Here is a 19317-nt window from a genome sequence, read left to right as displayed (position 1 = left end):
ATCGGAAGGCTGAAAACTCAACGTGCGAGCGATTCGGAAGATGGAGCTCTTGCTCGGGAGTTTCTCCTTCCAAATCGGGCGTGATCGACGGGAATAGGGCCTGGCGTCGACCTCTAGGCGGGCGGCGGCCCAGCTCCAGGCGCTCGTGGGGAGCTTCCTCCACCGTGGCGACGGGTGGTCAGCCTGCGCGAGAGCGCTTGACCCTGGCCCTGGGGCGCAGGCGAGGCCCACATATCGCCGCCAACAGCGCGAGGAAGAGTCCCGAGATCCAGGCACCCCATCTGGTCTGTGCGACAGGGCGGTCGCTTAATGTCGGCGTGGCCGCCTTGTTCAGGTCGGGTACGCGGTTGCTTGCCGTGAGACCGCTGAGATCGGAGCCGGCCGGCAAGTACTCAGGCGCGTCGGGAAGGTCGCGCTCAGTGTCGGCGGCGTATCTCAAATGCAAGGCTTGCGAGGAAACCTCGAACAGCCGCGCGTAGGGGACGGCGCTGAGCGCCAGGGCCAAGGCGGCGAAGACAAGCCGTGGCGGCCCCAGCGCCGCGGCCGTCACCGCCGCGAACTCGACGACGACCAGCATCCGCCATGGAAACTGCACCCGGTCGAGCCCAGGCAGGCTCCAGACCATCGGAATGACAGCCAGGCTCATCGCCGCCCCGAAGACGACCACGCCCAACCAGAACCAGCGACGGCCGCCCGCGGCGAGAGCCACGGGCGCCAGGGCGAAAGGCGCCACCCACAGCGCCGCATACGGTCCCCAGGGCGCCCAGTTCGCTGGTCGATATATGCCCGAGGTCATGGCCGCGGTGGAGATGTGATGCTGCAGGGTGAGCGCGGGCAGCAGGTAGATGGCGCTCAACCCCAGCCCTAGAAATCCGGCGAAGGCGTAGGCCGCAAGGTGCTCGCGCCGTCGCACGACCATCGGCGCGATCAGGCCGACACTGGTCAGCAGCGCGGCGGGCAGATGGGTCATGACCAGTCCGGCGAACGAGATCGCCAGCAGCGGTGTGGCCCACCGGCGAGGCTGGGCGTCCAGGGCCAGAGCGACCAGGGGCAGCCAGGCGAAGGCGGAGAACTCCGCCAACCCGGCACGCCCGTACCAGTCGTAGAGGTGGTAGGGCGCGGCCATGTAAAGCAGCGCCCACAGGGGATTGGCGCCTTTGAAGCGGAGCCAGGCCGACATGGTTACGCCTGAGGCGAACATGGCCAGCAAGGCCGCGCCGTTGATGGCCTGCAGCGTCGTTAGGCCCGCCAGGTCCAGCAGTCCCGACACATAGAACGCCAACGGCGGGTAGAAGTAGAAGGCGGGACTTCCCAGGCCGCCCCAAGAGTGAGGCAACCAGCGGGGATAGAGCACGCCCTGGCCGAGCAACTCACCGAATTGCTTGGTCCAGACGTAGTTGTAGATGGCCGAGTCCGCGGCTCCTGGTCCCCACAACAGGCTCGGCGTCATCAGCACGAGCGCCGCGACGGCGACGACGGCGATCTGCCTGGGCCAGGACCGGCGGGTCACGGGCCGGCGGGGCTAGATGCGCGGCGGACATGCACCACCGCGAACTTGTCGGCCCAGAGCCGGCGCCAATTTGGAAGCTCATCGAGGGTGGCGACCGCCGGGTTGCCGGCGGCCAGTATGGTCCAGGCAATCTTGTGCTTGTCGAGGGTCGCCGCCAGCGCGGCCGGGCGGGCGAGGGTGGCGGCTTCATAGGCTCGCACGAAGTCGTCGCCGTACATGTCGGCGCGGCCGTCGATGAATGGCTGCACCCCCTCGAACACAAGGTAGCCGCCGAAGCTGTACTCGTTGAACACCGGCGCGCGCCTCAGGTCCTGGGGCGTCTTGGCCAGGGCCGAGACCGGCGAGACGATCCCGTCGCCGCGCTCGGTCGGAACCGACAGTCGTATGGTGATGGCGGCGAGGATCGCCAGCCCAAGCGCGGCGAGCGTAGGTCCCACCGGCCCCCAGTCGCCGGACCGCCGTGGCGCGGCGGCCCCCGCTTCAAGCTTCGCACGAGCCAGCGGCTCGGCCAGCAGCAGGGCGGCGATGAGCGCGAAGACGGCCTGGTGCCGGACATGCTGCAGCGCCATGTGGAACAGGCCGAGCATCAACAGGAGCCGGATCGCCGGAATCTTCACGCCGCGCCACAGGCAGAAGAACAGCGCCTCCAGGATCGCCACCTCGAAGACGGTCATCTTTGAAAAGTCGGCGCCGCGCCATTCGACGATCGCCGGAAGGCTTTGCATGCCCATGAGTTTGAAGGGAAAAATCAGGCCTTCGACCCCGTGTGGCGTGAGCAGGGTCATGGCGAGCGCGGCGACGCCAAACAGGCCCCAAGACCGGATGACTGGCCATGGACGGCGCCAGGTCTCGGTCAGCGCCTCCAGGGCGAACGGCGCGATCAGCGCCAGACCGAGGACGAACCCGCCATGCAGATTGGCCCATATCGCCATCAAAGGCAGCAGCCATAAGCTTGGCGCCCGTCCGGCGTCACGGGCGCTCATCAATCCCACGACCCAGGCCGCGAGCACCGGCAGCGCCAGGATGTGGGGGCGGGCCAGCAGGCTGGGCGCGCCGCAGGCCAGGGCGAAGCCCAGGAGTAGGAGCAGCGGACCCGGCGCCAGCCAGCGGCGCAGGTACGCCCCCAGGATGGCGGCGGTCGCGCCGAAGGCCAGGGCGACAAGCACCCGCAATCCGTTCCAGCCGGCGGCTTTGTAGGCCAGCGTCATGACCACTTCCGACAGCCATTCGTGAGCCTGCCAGGGGGCGCCGGCGAAGGTGTAGGAGAACGGGTCGGTGGTGGGGACCGCGCGGTGATCCAGGATCCATTGGCCGGTGGCCAGGTGCCAGTAGGTGTCGCCGTCGTTGAAGATCGTATCGACCGGCAGCAAGATCGCGAAGGCTGCGAACGCCGCGACGGCGACGACGAGGATTCCGGCGCGGCCCGCGAAAACCCAATCGGCCACGGGCTCCAGCCAGCCGTTGGCCGGTTTGGAGGTCTCGATCCTCGATTGCGCCTCGGTCATCTCAAACCTTCAGAACCGCGAGGCCCGCGCCCGGGCGAGGCCCTGTCCTGTGCATAATTCGTGCCGAGTATGCGCGAACGCGGCACTATCGCGGGATGGATTCGACTCTGCGTGTCCGAAGACTGGCCCTGCTCGCGGTGGTCGCGACCTTTCTGGTCGCCGACATCGGCCTGGCGCGCGAGATATTCCACGTTCAACCCCTTGGCATCGATTTCGCGCCGATCTGGAGCGGGGTGCGTATCGCGCTGGAGCGTCCTAGCGAGATGTACGACTTCGCCGCCGTGACGCGCGACCAGGACTGGCTGCTGGGGGCGTTCGGCAAGGTGCGCCCATTCGTCTATCCGCCGAGTTCCGCGCCCATCTTCCTGCCGTTCGCGCTGATGGGCTTCTGGGTCGCGTACCCGGCCTTCATGCTGACGACGGGCGGGCTCCTGCTCTGGTCGACCTGGCGGCTTTCGCACCGGGTGACGGCCTTGCTGCTGGTGCTCATGCTGCCGCCGGTCTGGTGGTCGGTTCTGGTCGGGCAGGTGACTTTCCTGGTCGGCGGTCTGGTGCTCATGGCCCTGAGCCTGCGCTCGCGTCCGATTCTGGCCGGCGTGTTGTTGGGGGTGGCCGCGGCGGTGAAGCCGCAGCTGTTGGTGCTGTTCCCCCTGGCGCTGGCGCTCGAGGGGCGCTGGCGGATGCTGGCCGCGGCCACGGGGGCGGGCGGCGCGCTCTGCGCCCTGTCGCTGGCCATGCTGGGCGTAGGGCCCTGGCTGGACTGGTTGGCCGCCCTGCCGCGGTTCAGCGCCTTGATCGGCGATGATCCGCTGCTGCTGGCCGGGGTCATCACCCCGACCGGCGCGCTGGTCAGGCTGGGCGTCGCTGGGCCGGCGCTGGTGGCCGCCCAGGTGCTGTTCTGGGCCGCCGGGGCCGCCGTGGTCTGGTGGGCCTTCACGCGCGCCACCAGCCCGCTTCAGCGGCTGACCGCGCTTGTCGGCGGCAGTCTGCTGCTTGCCCCCTACGCCATGGGTTATGAGTTCGCGATCCTCGCGCCAGCCGCGGCTGTTCCGGCCGCGAACCTGGAGGTTCCGCGCTGGCCGATCCATCTGGTCGCCTTGCTGCTGCTGAACCTGGCGCTGCCAGGCGCTGTCGCCTTGATCGGTCTGTTGATCCTGGTGCTGCAGCCGTGGCGTCCGGTGGAGCCTGAGGCCGCCGCCGCGCCGGTCAGCGTGACGACCTGAACGCCCAAAGCTTGGAGAGCACGAAGCTGAGGGCCGGGACGATCACCACGACCGGACCCAGGGCCAGCCAGAAGGGCCAGCCGGCCTTCTCCACCAGCAGGTAGACCAGCGTCTGGTTGAGCGCCAGGGCGGCCAGCGACACCGCCAGAAAGCGGCCGAATTGAGCGCGATTGCGGGTCGGCCTGCGGAAGGTCAGGCGCGCATTGCCGAGGTACGAGACGCCCACCGCCGCGCAATACCCCGCCAGGTTGGCGCTCAGCGGCGAAAGCCCCAGGCCCTCACGGGCCGCGAGGGCCAGCGCCACATGGACGAGCGTGGCGACGCCGCCGACCACGGCGAAGGTCCCGCCTTGCCGGGTGATCTCCGCGGGCGTCACGTGGGGCGGCGCGCTGTCAGCAGGATCGAGACGCCGAACGGCAGGTCGAAGCGGCTCAGCAACGCCTTTTCCGAGGCGAACAGTTTGCGTAGGGCGGCGTTGGCGGCGGCCGACGGCATGGCGTCGTCGTCACCTTTCTGGTTGCGCGTCAGATGTTTCAACAGCCGCACCGCGCTGATCGCCGGGAACAGAAGCATGTTGAAATAGCTTGCCTTTTCCACGATCAAGCCGGCGTCGTCGAATAGCTGGCGGAACCCCGCCAGGTCATAGCGCCGCTTGTGATGATGCAGCACGTCATGCTGGCTCCACATCCACGCGTTGGCCGGCACGGTGGCCATCAGCCTGCCGCCGGGCGCCAGCAAGGCCGCCAGCGCGGCGACCGAAGCTGCGTCTTCGTCCACGTGCTCGATGACGTCGAACGCCACAACCAGATCAAAGGGCTGCTCGTAGGCGGGCAGGGCGCCTGGCAGCAGGCCGCCACGCACCTCGATCCCACCCTGCGCGGCATAGGCCCGCGACGCCTCGTCCGGCTCGATCGCGCGCACCTTGCCGAACTGGGCCAACATTTCCAGGTTGCCGCCGGCGCCGCACCCGGCCTCGAGGATCTCCGCGCCGGCGGGCAGGGCCAGCCGGGCGATCTGGTCGGCGAGGATCTCGCGCCTGGCGGCGAACCACCAGTGATCGCGCTGGACCTCCCGCATCCTGTCGTAGATTACCCGGTCCATCTCAGGTCTCGAAACCGACGCGCTCCCGGACGAGGTAGAGGGGGCGCCCCTTCACCTCCTCATACAGCCGGCCGATATACTCGCCCAGGATCCCGAACGCGATCATCTGCACGGCGAACCCGAACAGCACCACGACCATCAGCGAGGCGTAGCCAGGCACGTCGCGGCCGACCACCAGGACCCGGATGATCAGCGCCAGGGCCGCTGTCATCGCCACCGCGGCGGCGGCCAGCCCGACGATCGTCCAGACGCGGAGCGGCGCCGTGCTGAAGGAGGTGATCCCGTCGAGGGCGAACCGCCATAGCTGGAAGTAGCGCCAGGATGTCTCGCCGGCCACCCGCGCCGGGCGCGTGTAGGCCACGCCGACCTGGCGGAAACCGACCCAGGCGAACAGGCCCTTCATGAACCGGTTGCGCTCGGGCAGGCGCTTCAGCGCCTCTACGACCTGGCGATCCATCAGCCGGAAGTCGCCGGTGCTGGGCGGGATGGGGCTCGCCGACATCGAATTGAACACGCCGTAGAAAACCCCGGCGGTCACCTGCTTGAGCCAGCTGTCGCTGCGGCGGTCGGCCCGAACGCCGTAGACCACGTCGTAGCCCTGTTCCCACAGGCCTACGAACTCGCCGATCAGCTCAGGAGGGTCCTGCAGGTCGGCGTCGATCGGCACCACCATGTCGCCGGTTGCGACATCGATCCCCGCGGTCAGGGCGGCTTCCTTGCCGAAGTTCCGCGACAGGGCGATCACCCTGATCCGCGGATCGGCCAGCGCCCTGGCTCGCAGCAGCTCCAACGTGGCGTCGCGGCTGCCGTCGTCGATGCAGATGATCTCGGCGGCGACGCCCAGCTCGGAGATCACGGCGTCCAGGCGCTCAAACAGCGAGGCGAGGACGGGCGCCTCGTTGTGCATCGGAATGATCAGCGACAGGGTCCGGCGGACCCGCGATCGCGCGCCGAGCTTCACCGCGTCCGTCTGTGAGTGTGTCTCGACAGCCTTCACGATAGCCCACCCGTGGTTCGCACCGCGTGGCTCGCCGATCGGCGAGACCGGGCGGATCCCGGCTGGGACCCTTCCGGCAAGTTTTAGATACTACGGATATCTTAACCTTGAGTTCGCGGAGGCGTCGCGACGTTTCCTTCGCAATCTCAACGGCGTCTCGGTCAGCGCCATCGAGGCGGCGCCGGCGATGACGACGGTGGTGGCCAGCATCAGGACGAGGGCCGCGACAACCTCGCCGACGGGCGTCGCGCCAGGCGGGCTCATCAGGATCGCGAACGGGGTGAAGGGCGGGAGCCAGATCAGCCAGGGCATGGGCCCGACCGCGCCGGTCATCTGGGTCAGGGCGACGAAGAACACCAGCAGCAGCACCCCGAAGATCGGGCGCGAGAGGTTTTGCGCGGCGGGAAGGTCCTTGGCCACGGCCCCGAGGCCGATCAGGGCCGAACCGTACATGGCGAAGGCGACAAGGTAGACCGCGCCGGCCTGGATCAAGGTGGACGGGTTTGTGAACGCGCCCAGCAATAGCGCTTCCAGCCCAGGTGGCGCGGCGCCGAACCGACTGACAGCGATCGCCGCGCCGGCGCCTAGCCATGCGGCCAGCACGACGACGGACAGGATTCCGACGCCCAGCAGCTTTCCGAAAATGATCTCCGTCGAGCGCGCCGAGGCGAGCAGGCTGTCCAGCGCGCGGTTGGCCCGCTCTCTCACAATAGCCTGCAACAGCATGCCCAGCGCGCCGACCAGGTTCATCCAAAGCAGCATGACGATCGCGAAGCGGCTGATCTGCTCGGCGGCGCCGGGCGATATTTTCCGGACGGGCGCCTTGGCCGTGACGACCTGCACGTGGACGGCGTCCGCGGCGTCGAGCGCCTGTTGGGAGGCGCCGGCTTCGCGCAACGCCTGTCGGCGAAGCCCCGTCAGCAGTTCCTTTTCCAGCTGCGCTGCGGCCATCGGCGGGATCGGCCGCCCTTGCGCCAGGACCTCAAGCGCCGAGCCCGGCTTCGAACTCACCACCAGGACCGTATCGGGTGTCGCGGCCTGTCCTGGCGTCAGAACCCGAAGCTGGGGCGGCGCGCGCCGGTTGGCGTCGGCGATCGCCGCGATCACGGCCGAGCCCAGCGCCGGATCGGCGGCCCGGATCAGCACGGTCTGCGCCACTGCGGGCGCCTCGGTCCGCGACGCGCCATAGGCGCCGATGAGCCCGGTCAGCAGCATCAGCACCGGTCCCAGCAGCAGGGCGATCCAGAAGCTCGGCAGGGATCCGTAGGCGGCCATCTCCCGCCGGGCGATGAGCCACAGGCGTCGCATCAGGCCGCGGCCCGTTGACCGGCGAGGGTCCAGAACGCCCCCTCCAGATCGGCCTGGATCGGTTCAAATCCATGGACCGCCAGTTCGCGTTCGGCCAGGGCGCGCATGAGGGCGGGGACGGGGACGGTCCTCGGCAGCAGGACCCGCCAGCGCAGGGCGTCGCTCATCTTGCTGGGGAACGGCTGGGCCTCGCCGCCCAGCGCCTGCACGATCTCGAGAAGGGCGGCGTCGTCATTGATGGTGACATAGACGCCGTACGGGGCGTGAGTGGTGGCCTCGGCGACGGCGCCTTCGAAGGCGGTGCGCCCGTCGGATATGATCACCACGTGGTCGCACAGCCGTTCGGCGACCACCATGGAGTGGGTCGAGAACAGGATCGCGCCGCCTTGCGAGCGGAATTCGCTGAACAGCGACTGGACCTCGGCTTGGGCGATGGGGTCCAGGCCGGAGAACGGTTCGTCCAGGATGAGCAGCGCCGGGTCATGGGCGATGGCGCAGAGGATCTGCACGCGCTGCGCGTTGCCCTTCGACAATTCGCCGATCCGAGCACGGGCGCGGCCGGAAAGCCCGATCCGTTCCAGCAGCGCATCGGCGCGGCGGTAGGCGGCTTCTCGTGACATGCCTTTCAGCTGGGCATGGAAGGCGATGGCGTCGCGCGCGCGCTCGCGCGGGGCCAATCCGCGCTCCTCGGGCAGGAAGCCCAGCCGGCTCCGCGCCGCGAACGAAGCGGGTCGCCCAAACAGCTCTATGACGCCGCTGTCGGGCGCGATCAGCCCGACGATGGCCTTGAGGGTGGTGCTCTTGCCCGCGCCGTTGACACCGATGAAGCCGGTGATGCTTCCGCGCGTCACGGAGAAGCTCACGTCGCTGACGCCGCGACCGCCGCCATAGGTCTTCGCCAGGTTCGCGACCCGGAGCGGAGTCAGCGTGGAGGGCGCAGCGACCGCGAGCATGTCCGAAGAGTCCGCGCCTATTGGTTTAGGTTGAGATAACGCGGCGCGATCGGCGGCAGGCCGGTCACCCCCGCGTCCTTGATCAAGTTCGCACGACACGGCTCACCCTGGTGGGAGTTCAAAAGCGTCTGCGCGCCTCACAACCTAAGCGTGGTGGATGGCGCCCCCTCAACGTACAAGGATAGGGTTAACGCGGCCGGGTCGAAAGAGGGCCGATCGCCGCAAGGAAAGAGAGAGCCGGTGTCACGGATCAAGCGTCTCGCACCTTTCCTGCTCTTAGGTCCGATTAGCGGCCCGCTGGTGGCCGGCGTCGTCTTCAATCTACGTGAGGGACGTCCGGTGCTGGCCAGCCTCTATGCGATGGCCCTGGCCGAGTTCACCTTCCTGCTGCCGGTGGTGACCGCGCATCTCGGCCTTCAACTCGTCTCCTGAGAGCTTTGCCGTCGGGCGGACAGGTCGGGCAGGGACCGGGATCTGATCAGGGCCTCCACGATGACGACCATGAGGGCCAGGCTCGCGACCTGGACCGCAAGTTCGCGGTAGTCGATCGGCTGTCTCACCACGGGCGCGAAAGTGACTGGCTTGATGAACAGGCTGACCATCAGGTTGTTGGCCAGGTGGGCGCCCAGCGCGAACTCAAGGCCTCCAGTTCGCAGAACAACCCAGGACCAGGCTGCTCCCATCGCGGCGCGGATGAGGAACGGGCCAGGGCTGGGATCGAAATGGACGGCCGAGAAGAGCAGGCCGTTGATCGTCAAGAGCAAGGCGACATTGCGAACGAAGGCGTAGGTCTGCTGCAGAAGCCAGCCGCGGAACAGGATCTCCTCGGCCAGGGCCGCAAGGCACAGGAAGCCGCAGGCCGCCGCGACATAGACGGCGCCCGCCCACCAGGCCGCGCCGGGTGAGAAGATCGGAGCCGCCTGCGGCGCGTCGGCGCCCAGATAGTCCAAGACCACCGAACCGCCGACGATCGGCAGGGAAATCGCCAGTCCAAGCAGCACCAGGCGCCAGCGGAAATGGGCGGCCGAGGTGAGGAAGGTCCGGAGCGGGCGCTGATAGAGACGTGCGGCGACCAGTACAAAGGCGAGCGCCGCGGCGATGGAGCTCATCCCGACCGAGGCCAGTTCGTAGCTGTAGCCTTGCAGCGTCCGCCCCGTGCGGCCTGTATCGGAGAGCCTGCCGACGGCGTCGACGACGGAAACCTCACCGCCGCTCGCGGCCCAGGTGATCAGCGCGGCCAGGCCGAGCACGAGGAGCATCACCGCGCCGAGCGCGATCAGGGCCAGGGCTCCGCCTGCCGCCAGGACCCCCGCCAGCCGCCGCCAGCTTCGTTCGCGGGAGCCGACGCATGCCAGGAAGCTGGGACGCTCGCCAAGGTCTCCCCAAGGATCAGCGGCCATGACCTCTCTCGCGCCCCCTCTTCGCAACAGGATGCGGCGCCAGAAGCCGCAGTTTCGCCGAGTTGAAACCTAGAATTGCAGCATGTGCCGGTTTGGACGACTGCATGTTTCCGGGTCGAACGAAATAGTTCCCCTGTCTGTGTTGTCGCTTGCTCGCCAGCTGGCGCTGGCCAATGCTTTCGTCTCGTGACACTCTGTGTTTATGGGCCGCATTCTCGACATATCCGAGCGAATTATCTTGGTGTTGCTCTTCGCCGGGTTCGCCTGGGCGAACTGGCGGTCCGAACACTTGGCCAATCTGCTTGTTCTGGCGACTGAAGCCATGACGGTGTTCTTCATCCTCATCAGGCGTCAGGCGTTCAGCATCAGCGCCCAGCCGGTAGATTGGCTTCTTGCCCTGGGCGGGACGATGCTGCCGCTCGTCGCGCGGCCGGGCGGTCAATCGTTTGCGCCGGAGGTGGTCGGCATCGTCGCGATGATCGGCGGCGCGGTGGTCAGCGCCGCGGCGAAGCTGAGCCTGAACCGGCGCTTCGGTATCGCGCCCGCCAACCGTGGCGTGCAACGCAACTGGGCCTACTCGATCGTCCGGCACCCGATGTACGTCGGATATTTCATGGCCCAGTTCGGCTATCTGCTGATCAATCCCAGCCCGTGGAATATCGGGCTGTACCTGGCGGCCTGGAGCTTGCAGTTCGGCCGCATCCTTCGGGAGGAACGCTGGCTTCTGACCGATCCCGAGTATCAGGCCTATGCGGCCTCGGTGCGCTTCCGGCTCGTGCCGGGAGTCTTCTAGGCGGACGCGGTCCGATGCGCAGACCTCTCGGCGCTCGAAACCTGTCAGGTCAGGCGACAGGTGCAGGATGATCTTTCTGCTCTCCAGCATCGGTGGGGTCATGCTGCTCACCGCCATCGAGTTGCGGTGGCCGGCCAGCACCGAGCCCAGCACGCGCCTGGTCAACGCCAAGGTCTGGGCGCTGTACGCCGCCGTCACCTACGCGCTTGTGCCGATCGTTGGATCGCTGGCGACCAGGGGGGTGAACTGGCTGGGCGGCGGCGTGTTCGACCTGGCGTCGTGGCCTATCGTCCTTGGGGTTCTGGCCTTCGCGTTCGCGATGGATTTCGGGGAGTTCCTGTTTCACCGCGCGCAGCACGCGATCCCGTTTCTCTGGCGCATGCACTCGCTGCACCATTCCGATCCGAACATGAACGCCACGACGGCGGCCCGGCACTTCTGGGCTGATCCGCTCATCAAGGCGGTGACCGTCTGGCCCGCCGTCGGGCTGTTGTTCAAGCCGACGCCGTTGATCCTGGTGATCTATGCGAGCCTGAGCCTCTATCACTATTTCGCCCATGCAAACCTGCGGGTGAACTTTGGTCGCCTCTCCTGGGTGTTGAACGCGCCGGCCTATCATCGCCTGCACCACTCGGCGGACCCTCAGGACTACGGAACGAATTTCGCCGGCCTGTTCCCCATCTTCGATCTCATATTTGGAAGCTATCGGCGGCCGACGCGGTTCGTTCAAACCGGACTGGCGGAACGCCCGCGCGGGCTCCTCGACGCCATTGTCTGGCCGGCCAAGGCGCGGTGAGCAGCGCAGGCGGCGCCTGCCCAGATCATCAGGCGCCCTCCCATCGCGAGTGAAACTGTTCGGCTAGTTCCGCGTTGAGGAACAAGCTGAACGGTACGCGGGGCTTCGAGCCATGGTCGCTAGTCATCCCTCAAGGGGCGTTCGGGCGGCTGTGTTAAGCGCCTGCGCGACGGCCGCGCTGCTGACGGCGTGCGACCGCGGCGCCCCATCCAAAGGCGAGGCGTCTCCGTTCCAGGTGGAGGCCGTCACTCTCACGCCCCGGTCGGTCGATGAAGTCGTCGAACTGCCGGGCCGCGTTGCGGCGGTGCGCACGGCTGAGGTCCGGGCGCGGGTGGACGGCATCGTCGAGCGGCGGCTCTATTCCGAAGGCACCGACGTTCGCGAAGGCGCGCCGCTGTTCGCCATCGATCCCCGCGAGAAGCGGGCCAGCACCGCCAGCGCCCGCGCGGCGCTTGAACGCGCCCAGGTCACCCTGGTCAACGCCCGCAAGGACCTGGCCCGCTACACCCCGCTGGTCGCGCGCAAGGCGATCAGCGCCCAGGAGTTCGACGCAGCCCAGGCCGCCGTCAGCCGCGGGCAGGCCGACGTCGCCTCCGCCCAGGCCGCCCTGGACAAGGCGCAGCTTGATCTCAGCTACACCACCGTCACCGCGCCGATCAGCGGGCGGGTCGGGCGCGCGGAGGTCACCGAGGGCGCCCTGGTCAGCGCGTCCCAAGCCACGCTCCTGACCCGGGTCGAACAGCTCAGCCCGATCTATGTGCGCTTCTCGCTGCCCAACGCGGAGATCTTGCAGCTGCGCCGGCGCGCGGCCGCCGGCCAGTTCGCCATTCCGCGCCTCGACCGGGTCGAGGTCAGTCTCGTGCTCGAGGACGGGACGCCCTACGGCGCCGTCGGCCACCTGAACTTCCTGGACCAGGCGGTCGATCCCTCGACCGGCGGGCTCTCGCTGCGCGCGGAGTTTCCCAATCCCGAACGGGAGCTGCTCCCGGGCCAGTTTGTCCGCGCGCTGCTGTCCGGCGCGCCGAACCCCAACGCGCTCACCGTGCCCCAGGCGGCGGTGCAGATGTCGGGCGAGAAGGCCAGCGTCCTGGTGGTCGGCGCCGACGGCGTGGTCGCCGCGCGCCCGATCGTGCTGGGGGCCATGATGGGCGATCAGTTTGTCGTCAGTTCGGGATTGAAGGCGGGCGAGCGCGTCATCACCAGCGGCGTTCAGAAGGTCCGCCCCGGCCAAAAGGTCACCATCGCTCCGCCGAAGGCGCCCACCCCGCCGCCCAAGACCGGGCAGCGGTAGCGGCGGGGAACCAGGGCCATGAACAGCAGCTTCTTCGCCCACCGACCGGTCTTCGCCTGGGTGATCGCCCTGGGGATCTTGCTGGCGGGCGTCATCGCCCTGCGCTCGCTGGCGATCGAGCAGTATCCGACCGTCGCCCCGCCATCCTTGAGCTTGTCGGTGAGCTATCCGGGCGCGGACGCCGCCACCCTCGACCAGAACGTGACCTCGGTCATCGAGAAGGAGATGAACGGGGTCCCTGGCTTCCTCTACATGGAATCGACCAGCCGCTCGAACGGCACGGCCGGCATCACCGTGACGTTCAAGTCCGGCGCAGACATCAACATCGCCCAGATGGAGGTGCAGAACCGCCTCAGCCGCGTCGAGCCGCGCCTGCCCGAAGAGGTTCGGCGCCAAGGCGTACAGGTCAACGCCGCCAATTCGGGCTTCCTGATGCTCGCGGCCCTGACCTCCAAGAGCGGCGGCACGAGCGCCCTGGAACTGGGCGACTTCGCCTCCAACAACGTCGTCGACGAGCTGCGGCGCGTGCCGGGCGTAGGCGATGTGCGCATGTTCGGCACCGAGTACGCCATGCGGATCTGGCTCGATCCGCAGAAGCTGGCCGGCTACGACCTCTCGGCCTCCGAAGTCCTGGCCGCGGTGCGCGAGCAGAACAGCCAGACCGCTGGCGGCAGCCTGGGCGACCAGCCGACAGCGGACAAAAGCCAGCTCAACGCCACGGTCGTCACCCAGAACCGCTTCACGACGCCCGAGCAGTTCCGTCAGATCATCCTGCGCGCCAATCCGGACGGCTCGGCGATCCATCTGGGGGATGTCGCTCGCGTCGAGCTCGGCGCCGAAAGCTACCTGACCGGCTCCACCCTGAACGGCCAGACCATGGCCGGGATGGGCATCCAGCTCACCGCCGGCGCGAACGCCCTGGCCACGGCCGAAGGCGTCAGGGCCCGGCTCGAGGAGCTCGCTCCGTCGTTCCCGGCCGACATCGCCTGGTCGACGCCCTACGACACGACCCCGTTCATCAGCGCCTCGGTCGAGGAGGTGGTGAAGACCCTGGTCGAGGCCATGGTGCTAGTCTTCATCGTCATGTTCCTGTTCCTGCAGAACTGGCGCGCGACGCTCATCCCCACCATCGTCGTCCCGGTGGCCCTGGCGGGGGCCTGCTTTGGCCTGCTGATCTTCGGCTATTCCATCAACATCCTGTCGCTGTTCGGCATGGTGGTGGCGATCGGGATCCTCGTGGACGACGCCATCGTCGTCGTCGAAAACGTCGAACGCATCATGGCCGAGGAGGGGCTTCCCCCTCGCGAGGCGACGGTGAAGGCCATGAATCAAATCACCTCGGCCATCATCGGCATCACCCTGGTGCTGATCACCGTCTTCCTGCCGATGGCCTTTTTCCCGGGTACGTCGGGCGGGATCTATCGGCAGTTCTCGGTGACGCTGGCGGTCTCTATCGGCTTCTCGGCCGTGCTCGCCCTGACCCTCACCCCGGCGCTATGCGCGACCCTGCTGAAGCCGCATCGCGCGCACGAACCTGATCGCCCGCGCCACCCGCTGCTGGCCTTCGCCGACCGATTCCTCGGCGGCTTCAATCGAGGCTTCGACCAGATGGCCGACGGCTATCAGAACGGCGTCGGCAGGTTGCTGTCGGCGCCGCTCCGCTGGCTCGCGGTGTTCGTGGTCGCGGTCCTGCTGACCGGCTTGCTCTACACTCGGCTGCCCGGCGGTTTCCTGCCCTCCGAAGACCAGGGCGTCCTGCTGGTGACGATCGACGCGCCCCCAGGCGCCACCGCCGACCGCACCCAAATTGCTGTCGACCAGGCCGCGGCCTTCTTCAAGGAGCAGCCCGAGGTCCGCGACGTGGTGATGATCAACGGCTTCAACTTCTTCGGCCAGGGCCAGAACGCCGCCATGGGCTTCATCTCCCTGCGGCCGTGGAAGGAACGGGTGGGCGCCGAGCACGGCGTGGAAGCCCTGAGCGCGCGCGCCATGGCCGCGCTGTCGCAGGTCAAGAGCGCCAATATCTTCGCGCTCAACCCGCCGCCGATCCCATCGCTCGGCACTTCCAGCGGCTTCAGCATGAAGGTCCAGAACCGGAGTGGGGCCGACGCCGCGGCCCTGGCGGGCGTCCGCGATCAAATCCTCGCCGAGGCCGCCAAGAACCCCCTGCTGATCGGGGTCCGCGCCGAAGGTCAGCCTGACGCCCCGCAGCTCTATCTCGACATCGACCGCGTGCGGGCGCGGGCGCTCGGCCTCAGCATCGGCGATATCAACGCGACGCTCTCCATCGCCCTGGCCTCGTCCTACGCCAACGACTTCACCTACAACGGCAATATCTCGCGCGTGCTGATCCAGGCCACCGCCAGCCAGCGGATGACGCCTGACGACATCCTCAATCTCCAGGTCCGCAACAGCGGCGGGGACATGGTGCCGTTCTCAGCCTTCAGCCGCGCCGAGTGGACGGCCGGGCCGCCCCAACTCCAGCGCTACAACGGCTATCCCGCCCTGACCATTTCGGGCGCGGCCGCGCCGGGCCAATCCAGCGGCGCGGCGTTGAGCGAGATGGAGAAGATCGCTGGGCGCGTGTTGCCCGCGGGCTTTGGGTATGAGTGGACCGGCATCGCCTTCGAGGAGAAGCAGGCCGGCGCGCAGGTCGTCATGCTGCTCGCCCTGTCGATGCTGATCGTCTTCCTGGTCCTGGCCGCCCTCTACGAAAGCTGGCCGATCCCGCTTTCGGTGCTGCTGGGTGTGCCGATCGGGGTGTTGGGCGCGGTCATTTTCACGCTGCTGCGCGGGCTGTCGGCGGACATCTACTTCAACGTCGGTCTGATCACGATCATCGGCCTGTCCGCCAAGAACGCCATTCTGATCGTGGAGTTCGCGATCGAGCAGGAAGCGGAAGGCAAGAGCGCCACCGAGGCTATCCTACAGGCCGCACGTCTGCGTCTGCGGCCGATCGTCATGACCTCCCTGGCCTTCATCCTCGGCATGATCCCGCTGTTCATCGCGTCGGGCGCCGGCGCGGCCAGTCGTCAGGCGGTCGGCACCGGGGTCATCGGCGGGATGATCGCGGTCACCCTGCTGGGCGTCTTCTTCACCCCGGTCTTCTACCTCTCGGCCAGACGATGGCTGACACGCCGCAAACCCCCTGGGCCACAGGTGAGCGAGGAGCCGCCCCATGCGTAGCTGGCCCGTCCTGCTCGCCGCGGCGGCCCTCGGCGGCTGCTCGCTCGCCCCGACCTATGTGCGGCCGACCCCGCCGGTGGCCGCGACCTTCCCGCTCAGCGAGCCGCTCCCCGGCGCACGCCCCGCTGTCCAGGTCTCCTGGCGCGACTTCTTCGATGATCCGCGCCTGGAAATCGTGATCTCCAAGGCGCTCGCCAACAATCGCGACCTCGCGGTCTCTGTGGCGCAGGTCGAGCAGGCCAGGGCCCAGTACCGCATCCAGCGCTCCGCCCAACTTCCGAACGTCGATCTAGGCGCATCGGGGGGCCGGGCCCGGCAGTCGGTGGGCGTCACGGGAACGGGCCTTGCGGCGACAGCCGATTCCTACGACCTCGACCTGGGCATATCGGCCTTCGAGCTCGATTTCTGGGGCCGCGTCCGCAACCTCTCCACCGCCGCGCGGTACAGTTACCTGGCGAGCGTCGACGGCCAGCGTGCGTTCCGCCTCTCCCTGATCCGCCAGGTCGCCGTGGCCTATATGACCCTGCGCGAGAACGAGGAGCGGATCGCCCTGGCGCAGCGAACGCTCGCCTCTCGCCGGGAAGGCCTGGAGATCGCGCGGCTGAGGCTTGAGGCCGGCGTCACCTCTTCAGCCGACTACGATCAGTCCGTCTCGCTGCTGACCGACGCACAGACCCAGCTCGCCGAGCTGCGGCGAACCGAAGCCACCGCGGTCAACCTGCTCACCGTTCTCGTCGGCGGGCCAGTGGACACCGCCGCGCTGCCCCCGCCCTTGCCGTTGGCGCAGCAGCAGATGTTCGACCGGCTCGACGCCGGCCTGCCGTCCGACCTGCTCGTCAACCGGCCCGACATCATGCAGGCCGAGGCCCAGCTTCGTGCGGCCAACGCTAATATCGGCGCCGCCCGCGCGGCCTTCCTGCCAAGGATCTCCCTCACCGGGGCGAGCGGCTACGCCTCGCGTGAGCTTGGAGACCTGGTCGGAGGCGATGGCCGGGCCTGGAACTATGGGGCGGGCGCAGCCCTGCCGATCCTCGATTGGGGCGCACGGCGCGGCCAGCTCGACTCGGCGCGCGCCCAGCGCGACATCGCCGCGGCCACCTACCAGCGCACTATCCAAACCGCGTTCCAGGAAGTCGCCGACGCCCTGGCCGGCCGCCGCTACATCGCCGACCAGATCCTGGCCCAGGAACGCGCCGTCGCCGCGCAGGAGCGCCTGGCCGAGACGGCGCATCTTCGCTACTCCAACGGCATCGCCATTTATCTGGAAGTGCTCGACGCTGAACGGAGCCTGTTCTCGGCCCAGCAGGCGCTGCTGCAGCTTCGCGGGACCAATCTGCGCAATCAGGTCGCCTTGTACGCGGCCCTAGGAGGCGGCCAGACTGATTGATCTTAGTTTCGGCGACGGCGCCCCTGGAAGCTGACGACGAGCGCCGTGTCTCAGCCGAACTCATCGCGCCCGTGGTCCAAGCCTGCCGCGCTTTGATCCTAGCGGCGATCTGGCTGGCGGGCTTGCGAGCTCGCGCAGCGCCAAAGTCTCTGAGGACGGCTTTCGGCGGCGTCTAAATTGGCGCCCTCGCACGTCGAAGACATCCAGCTGCCGGGCGTGCTCGGCGGGGGTGAGCGGGTGGGCATCCAGTTGCGCTGACGTGGCGTCGCCGCTTCTGGTGCGCTCGGATCGTGTGGCCGAGGCGATCGTTCGACAATGTCCGCCACGAGGTAGAATGAGCCCACGAATACGCTCGCGGATGTCATCCAGCGAGCCCCTGCTAGCGGACGTCGAGATTCGTCCACGTCACGGCTGGGAGCCGATGTCTGAAAGCGGTCGCTACGTGCTGCTCACGTCTCGACGCCGGCTATGGGAACCTGAATGGCCCCGAGGGGGCATCATACCGCTCGCCCTGCGCGCGGCAGCCAACTAGGCTCAGCGTCGAAGCTCGCCCGGGACAGGCGCGGGCGTGCAGGAGGATGCCATGACCTATGCGCCCGCGACTCGCGCGTTCTATGATGCTGACAGCCACATCATGGAACTGCCGGACTTCCTGAAGAAGTACGCCGACCCGGGTCTGCGGGACGAGATCCCGGAGGTGAGCTACTCGGCCTCGGTCGTCACCGACGAGGAGGTGGCGGTGATCGTGGGCCAGGGCAACCGGCATAGCGACGCGCACCGCACCGAGCAGATCGCCATGGGCGATGAGCTGATCGCCAAATCCAAGGAGATCCAGGCCTTGGGCGCCTTCGACAGCGCCGACCGCTCCAAGGCGCTGGACCTGCTGGGGTTCACCAAGCAACTGGTGTTCGCCACCCACAGCCTGCGGATGCCGTTTTCCCCCAGTTCGAAGCTGGAGCCGCGGCTGCGCTATGGCGCGACCCGGGCGCACAACCGGCACATGGCCGACTTCTGCAAGACCGATAGTCGGATGATCGGTGTGGCGGCGATCCCATTGGACGAGCCGGAGCTGGCGCTGGCCGAGCTGGATTGGGTGCTCGCCCAGGGCCTGGGCGCGGTCTGGGTGCCGCACCGCGCGCCGCTGGGGCGCTCACCCGGGCATGTCGATTTCGAACCCTTCTGGGCGCGCCTGGCCGAGGCGCGGGTTCCGTTCCTGATGCATGTGGGCGGCGCGCCGCTGCAGCTGGCCCAGGCCTGGGGCAACAACGGCCGGGCGCCGGTGAAGGACTGGCTGGGCGGCGGCGAGAACGTGCGCACCAAGGACGCGGCCCTGCAGCACCAGGTGCCCGAGGCCTTCATCAGCATGATGGTGCTGGACGGCGTACTGGACCGTCACCCGAACCTGCGCGGCGCGGCGATCGAGCTGGGGGCCGGTTGGGTTCCGGAAATGCTGCGGCGGCTGGACTGGGTGGCGCGCACCTGGGGGCGCAACGACGCCAATCTGCAAGTCCAAACGCGCAGTCCCACTCAGCAGATCGTCGAGCAGATGGCGTTCACGCCTTTCCCGCTGGAGGACCTGGGTTCGATGCTCGATCAGTCGAGCGCCGATCTCTACCTGTTCTCCAGCGACTACCCCCACATCGAGGGCGGCCGCGACCCGATCGGCAAGTTCGAACGCCACCTGGAGGGCCGCAGCGAGGCGGTGAAGACCAAGTTCTACGAGGAGAACTTCCTTCGCGTGGCGCCGAACGCAGCCGAAGTGTGATCGTTAGGCGGCGCGAGGTGCGTGAAGCTCGGGCCCGCTGCCGGTCTAGCGGGCGGACGCGGGACGCGGTCTCCCACTCCAAGGCCGCTTGGTTCTGGAAGC

The 19317-nt window shown here is 68.0% G+C and carries 16 protein-coding genes; 8 read left to right on the top strand and 8 right to left on the bottom strand.

Translation table 11 applies throughout. The annotated features are described in order from the left end of the window. Positions 1-178: 178 nt before the first annotated feature. Positions 179-1510, bottom strand: a complete 1332-nt coding sequence (locus tag ASE02_RS01350; RefSeq protein WP_056730391.1) for a hypothetical protein — start codon at positions 1508-1510, stop codon at positions 179-181. Further along, positions 1507-3015, bottom strand: a complete 1509-nt coding sequence (locus ASE02_RS01345) for a hypothetical protein (protein WP_056730389.1) — start codon at positions 3013-3015, stop codon at positions 1507-1509. The genes ASE02_RS01350 and ASE02_RS01345 overlap by 4 nt, the downstream gene beginning before the upstream one ends. Positions 3016-3110: 95 nt before the next feature. Between ASE02_RS01345 and ASE02_RS01340 the strand changes: the two genes are divergently transcribed. Next, the gene (locus ASE02_RS01340) at positions 3111-4238 is read left to right on the top strand and encodes a glycosyltransferase family 87 protein (RefSeq protein ID WP_056730387.1); all 1128 of its coding nucleotides are present in this window, start codon (positions 3111-3113) and stop codon (positions 4236-4238) included. Here ASE02_RS01340 and ASE02_RS01335 read toward each other — a convergent pair. From ASE02_RS01335 to ASE02_RS01315, 5 genes are all read right to left on the bottom strand, one after another. Continuing rightward, positions 4222-4614, bottom strand: coding sequence for a GtrA family protein (locus ASE02_RS01335; RefSeq protein WP_056730385.1), 393 nt, complete (start codon positions 4612-4614; stop codon positions 4222-4224). The two genes, ASE02_RS01340 and ASE02_RS01335, sit on opposite strands and share 17 nt — an antisense overlap. Beyond that, positions 4611-5339: a bifunctional 2-polyprenyl-6-hydroxyphenol methylase/3-demethylubiquinol 3-O-methyltransferase UbiG gene (locus ASE02_RS01330; RefSeq protein WP_056730383.1), complete on the bottom strand. Its 729-nt coding sequence runs from the start codon at positions 5337-5339 to the stop codon at positions 4611-4613. Before ASE02_RS01330 ends, ASE02_RS01335 begins: the two co-directional genes overlap by 4 nt. A gap of 1 nt (position 5340) precedes the next feature. Then, positions 5341-6336 (bottom strand): glycosyltransferase family 2 protein, encoded by a 996-nt coding sequence (locus ASE02_RS01325; RefSeq protein ID WP_255354002.1) that lies wholly within the window; start codon positions 6334-6336, stop codon positions 5341-5343. Positions 6337-6426: 90 nt separating this feature from the next. Beyond that, on the bottom strand, positions 6427-7644 hold the full coding sequence (locus ASE02_RS01320; RefSeq protein WP_056730379.1) for an ABC transporter permease: 1218 nt from the start codon (positions 7642-7644) through the stop codon (positions 6427-6429). Continuing rightward, positions 7644-8597, bottom strand: coding sequence for an ABC transporter ATP-binding protein (locus tag ASE02_RS01315; RefSeq protein WP_056730377.1), 954 nt, complete (start codon positions 8595-8597; stop codon positions 7644-7646). Before ASE02_RS01315 ends, ASE02_RS01320 begins: the two co-directional genes overlap by 1 nt. Positions 8598-8837: 240 nt before the next feature. Between ASE02_RS01315 and ASE02_RS22545 the strand changes: the two genes are divergently transcribed. Further along, on the top strand, positions 8838-9029 hold the full coding sequence (locus ASE02_RS22545) for a hypothetical protein (RefSeq protein ID WP_162257121.1): 192 nt from the start codon (positions 8838-8840) through the stop codon (positions 9027-9029). Here the strand turns inward: ASE02_RS22545 and ASE02_RS01310 are convergent. Further along, positions 9014-9997 (bottom strand): CPBP family intramembrane glutamic endopeptidase, encoded by a 984-nt coding sequence (locus ASE02_RS01310; RefSeq protein ID WP_056730375.1) that lies wholly within the window; start codon positions 9995-9997, stop codon positions 9014-9016. The genes ASE02_RS22545 and ASE02_RS01310 overlap by 16 nt on opposite strands. 202 nt (positions 9998-10199) lie before the next feature. Between ASE02_RS01310 and ASE02_RS01305 the strand changes: the two genes are divergently transcribed. The 6 genes from ASE02_RS01305 (at position 10200) to ASE02_RS01275 (ending at position 19215) form a co-directional block, all read left to right on the top strand. Continuing rightward, positions 10200-10790 carry an isoprenylcysteine carboxylmethyltransferase family protein gene (locus tag ASE02_RS01305; RefSeq protein WP_082601797.1) on the top strand — a complete coding sequence of 197 codons (591 nt, stop codon included), beginning with the start codon at positions 10200-10202 and terminating at the stop codon, positions 10788-10790. Positions 10791-10857: 67 nt separating this feature from the next. Continuing rightward, complete coding sequence (locus ASE02_RS01300; protein WP_056730372.1) at positions 10858-11586, top strand: sterol desaturase family protein; 729 nt, start codon at positions 10858-10860, stop codon at positions 11584-11586. 235 nt (positions 11587-11821) lie between these two features. Further along, positions 11822-12877, top strand: a complete 1056-nt coding sequence (locus ASE02_RS01295) for an efflux RND transporter periplasmic adaptor subunit (RefSeq protein WP_056730370.1) — start codon at positions 11822-11824, stop codon at positions 12875-12877. An 18-nt stretch (positions 12878-12895) separates the two neighbouring features. Then, entirely contained in the window at positions 12896-16063 is a 3168-nt protein-coding gene (locus tag ASE02_RS01290; protein ID WP_056730368.1) for an efflux RND transporter permease subunit, read from the top strand. Then, on the top strand, positions 16056-17450 hold the full coding sequence (locus tag ASE02_RS01285) for an efflux transporter outer membrane subunit (RefSeq protein WP_056730366.1): 1395 nt from the start codon (positions 16056-16058) through the stop codon (positions 17448-17450). Before ASE02_RS01290 ends, ASE02_RS01285 begins: the two co-directional genes overlap by 8 nt. 583 nt (positions 17451-18033) lie before the next feature. Next, complete coding sequence (locus ASE02_RS01275; RefSeq protein WP_056730363.1) at positions 18034-19215, top strand: amidohydrolase family protein; 1182 nt, start codon at positions 18034-18036, stop codon at positions 19213-19215. Positions 19216-19317 lie beyond the last annotated feature (102 nt).

The sequence above is a fragment of the Phenylobacterium sp. Root700 genome, from assembly GCF_001429025.1.
Classification (GTDB): domain Bacteria; phylum Pseudomonadota; class Alphaproteobacteria; order Caulobacterales; family Caulobacteraceae; genus Phenylobacterium.
This window is presented reverse-complemented; position numbering and strand designations above follow the sequence as displayed.

Coding starts and splice junctions, on each gene's coding strand:
- ASE02_RS01345 (WP_056730389.1), bottom strand. CDS start 3,015: ATGACCGAGGCGCAATCGAGGATCGAGACCTCCAAACCGGCCAACGGC.
- ASE02_RS01340 (WP_056730387.1), top strand. CDS start 3,111: ATGGATTCGACTCTGCGTGTCCGAAGACTGGCCCTGCTCGCGGTGGTC.
- ASE02_RS01330 (WP_056730383.1), bottom strand. CDS start 5,339: ATGGACCGGGTAATCTACGACAGGATGCGGGAGGTCCAGCGCGATCAC.
- ASE02_RS01320 (WP_056730379.1), bottom strand. CDS start 7,644: ATGCGACGCCTGTGGCTCATCGCCCGGCGGGAGATGGCCGCCTACGGA.
- ASE02_RS01315 (WP_056730377.1), bottom strand. CDS start 8,597: ATGCTCGCGGTCGCTGCGCCCTCCACGCTGACTCCGCTCCGGGTCGCG.
- ASE02_RS01310 (WP_056730375.1), bottom strand. CDS start 9,997: ATGGCCGCTGATCCTTGGGGAGACCTTGGCGAGCGTCCCAGCTTCCTG.
- ASE02_RS01305 (WP_082601797.1), top strand. CDS start 10,200: ATGGGCCGCATTCTCGACATATCCGAGCGAATTATCTTGGTGTTGCTC.
- ASE02_RS01300 (WP_056730372.1), top strand. CDS start 10,858: ATGATCTTTCTGCTCTCCAGCATCGGTGGGGTCATGCTGCTCACCGCC.
- ASE02_RS01290 (WP_056730368.1), top strand. CDS start 12,896: ATGAACAGCAGCTTCTTCGCCCACCGACCGGTCTTCGCCTGGGTGATC.
- ASE02_RS01285 (WP_056730366.1), top strand. CDS start 16,056: ATGCGTAGCTGGCCCGTCCTGCTCGCCGCGGCGGCCCTCGGCGGCTGC.
- ASE02_RS01275 (WP_056730363.1), top strand. CDS start 18,034: ATGACCTATGCGCCCGCGACTCGCGCGTTCTATGATGCTGACAGCCAC.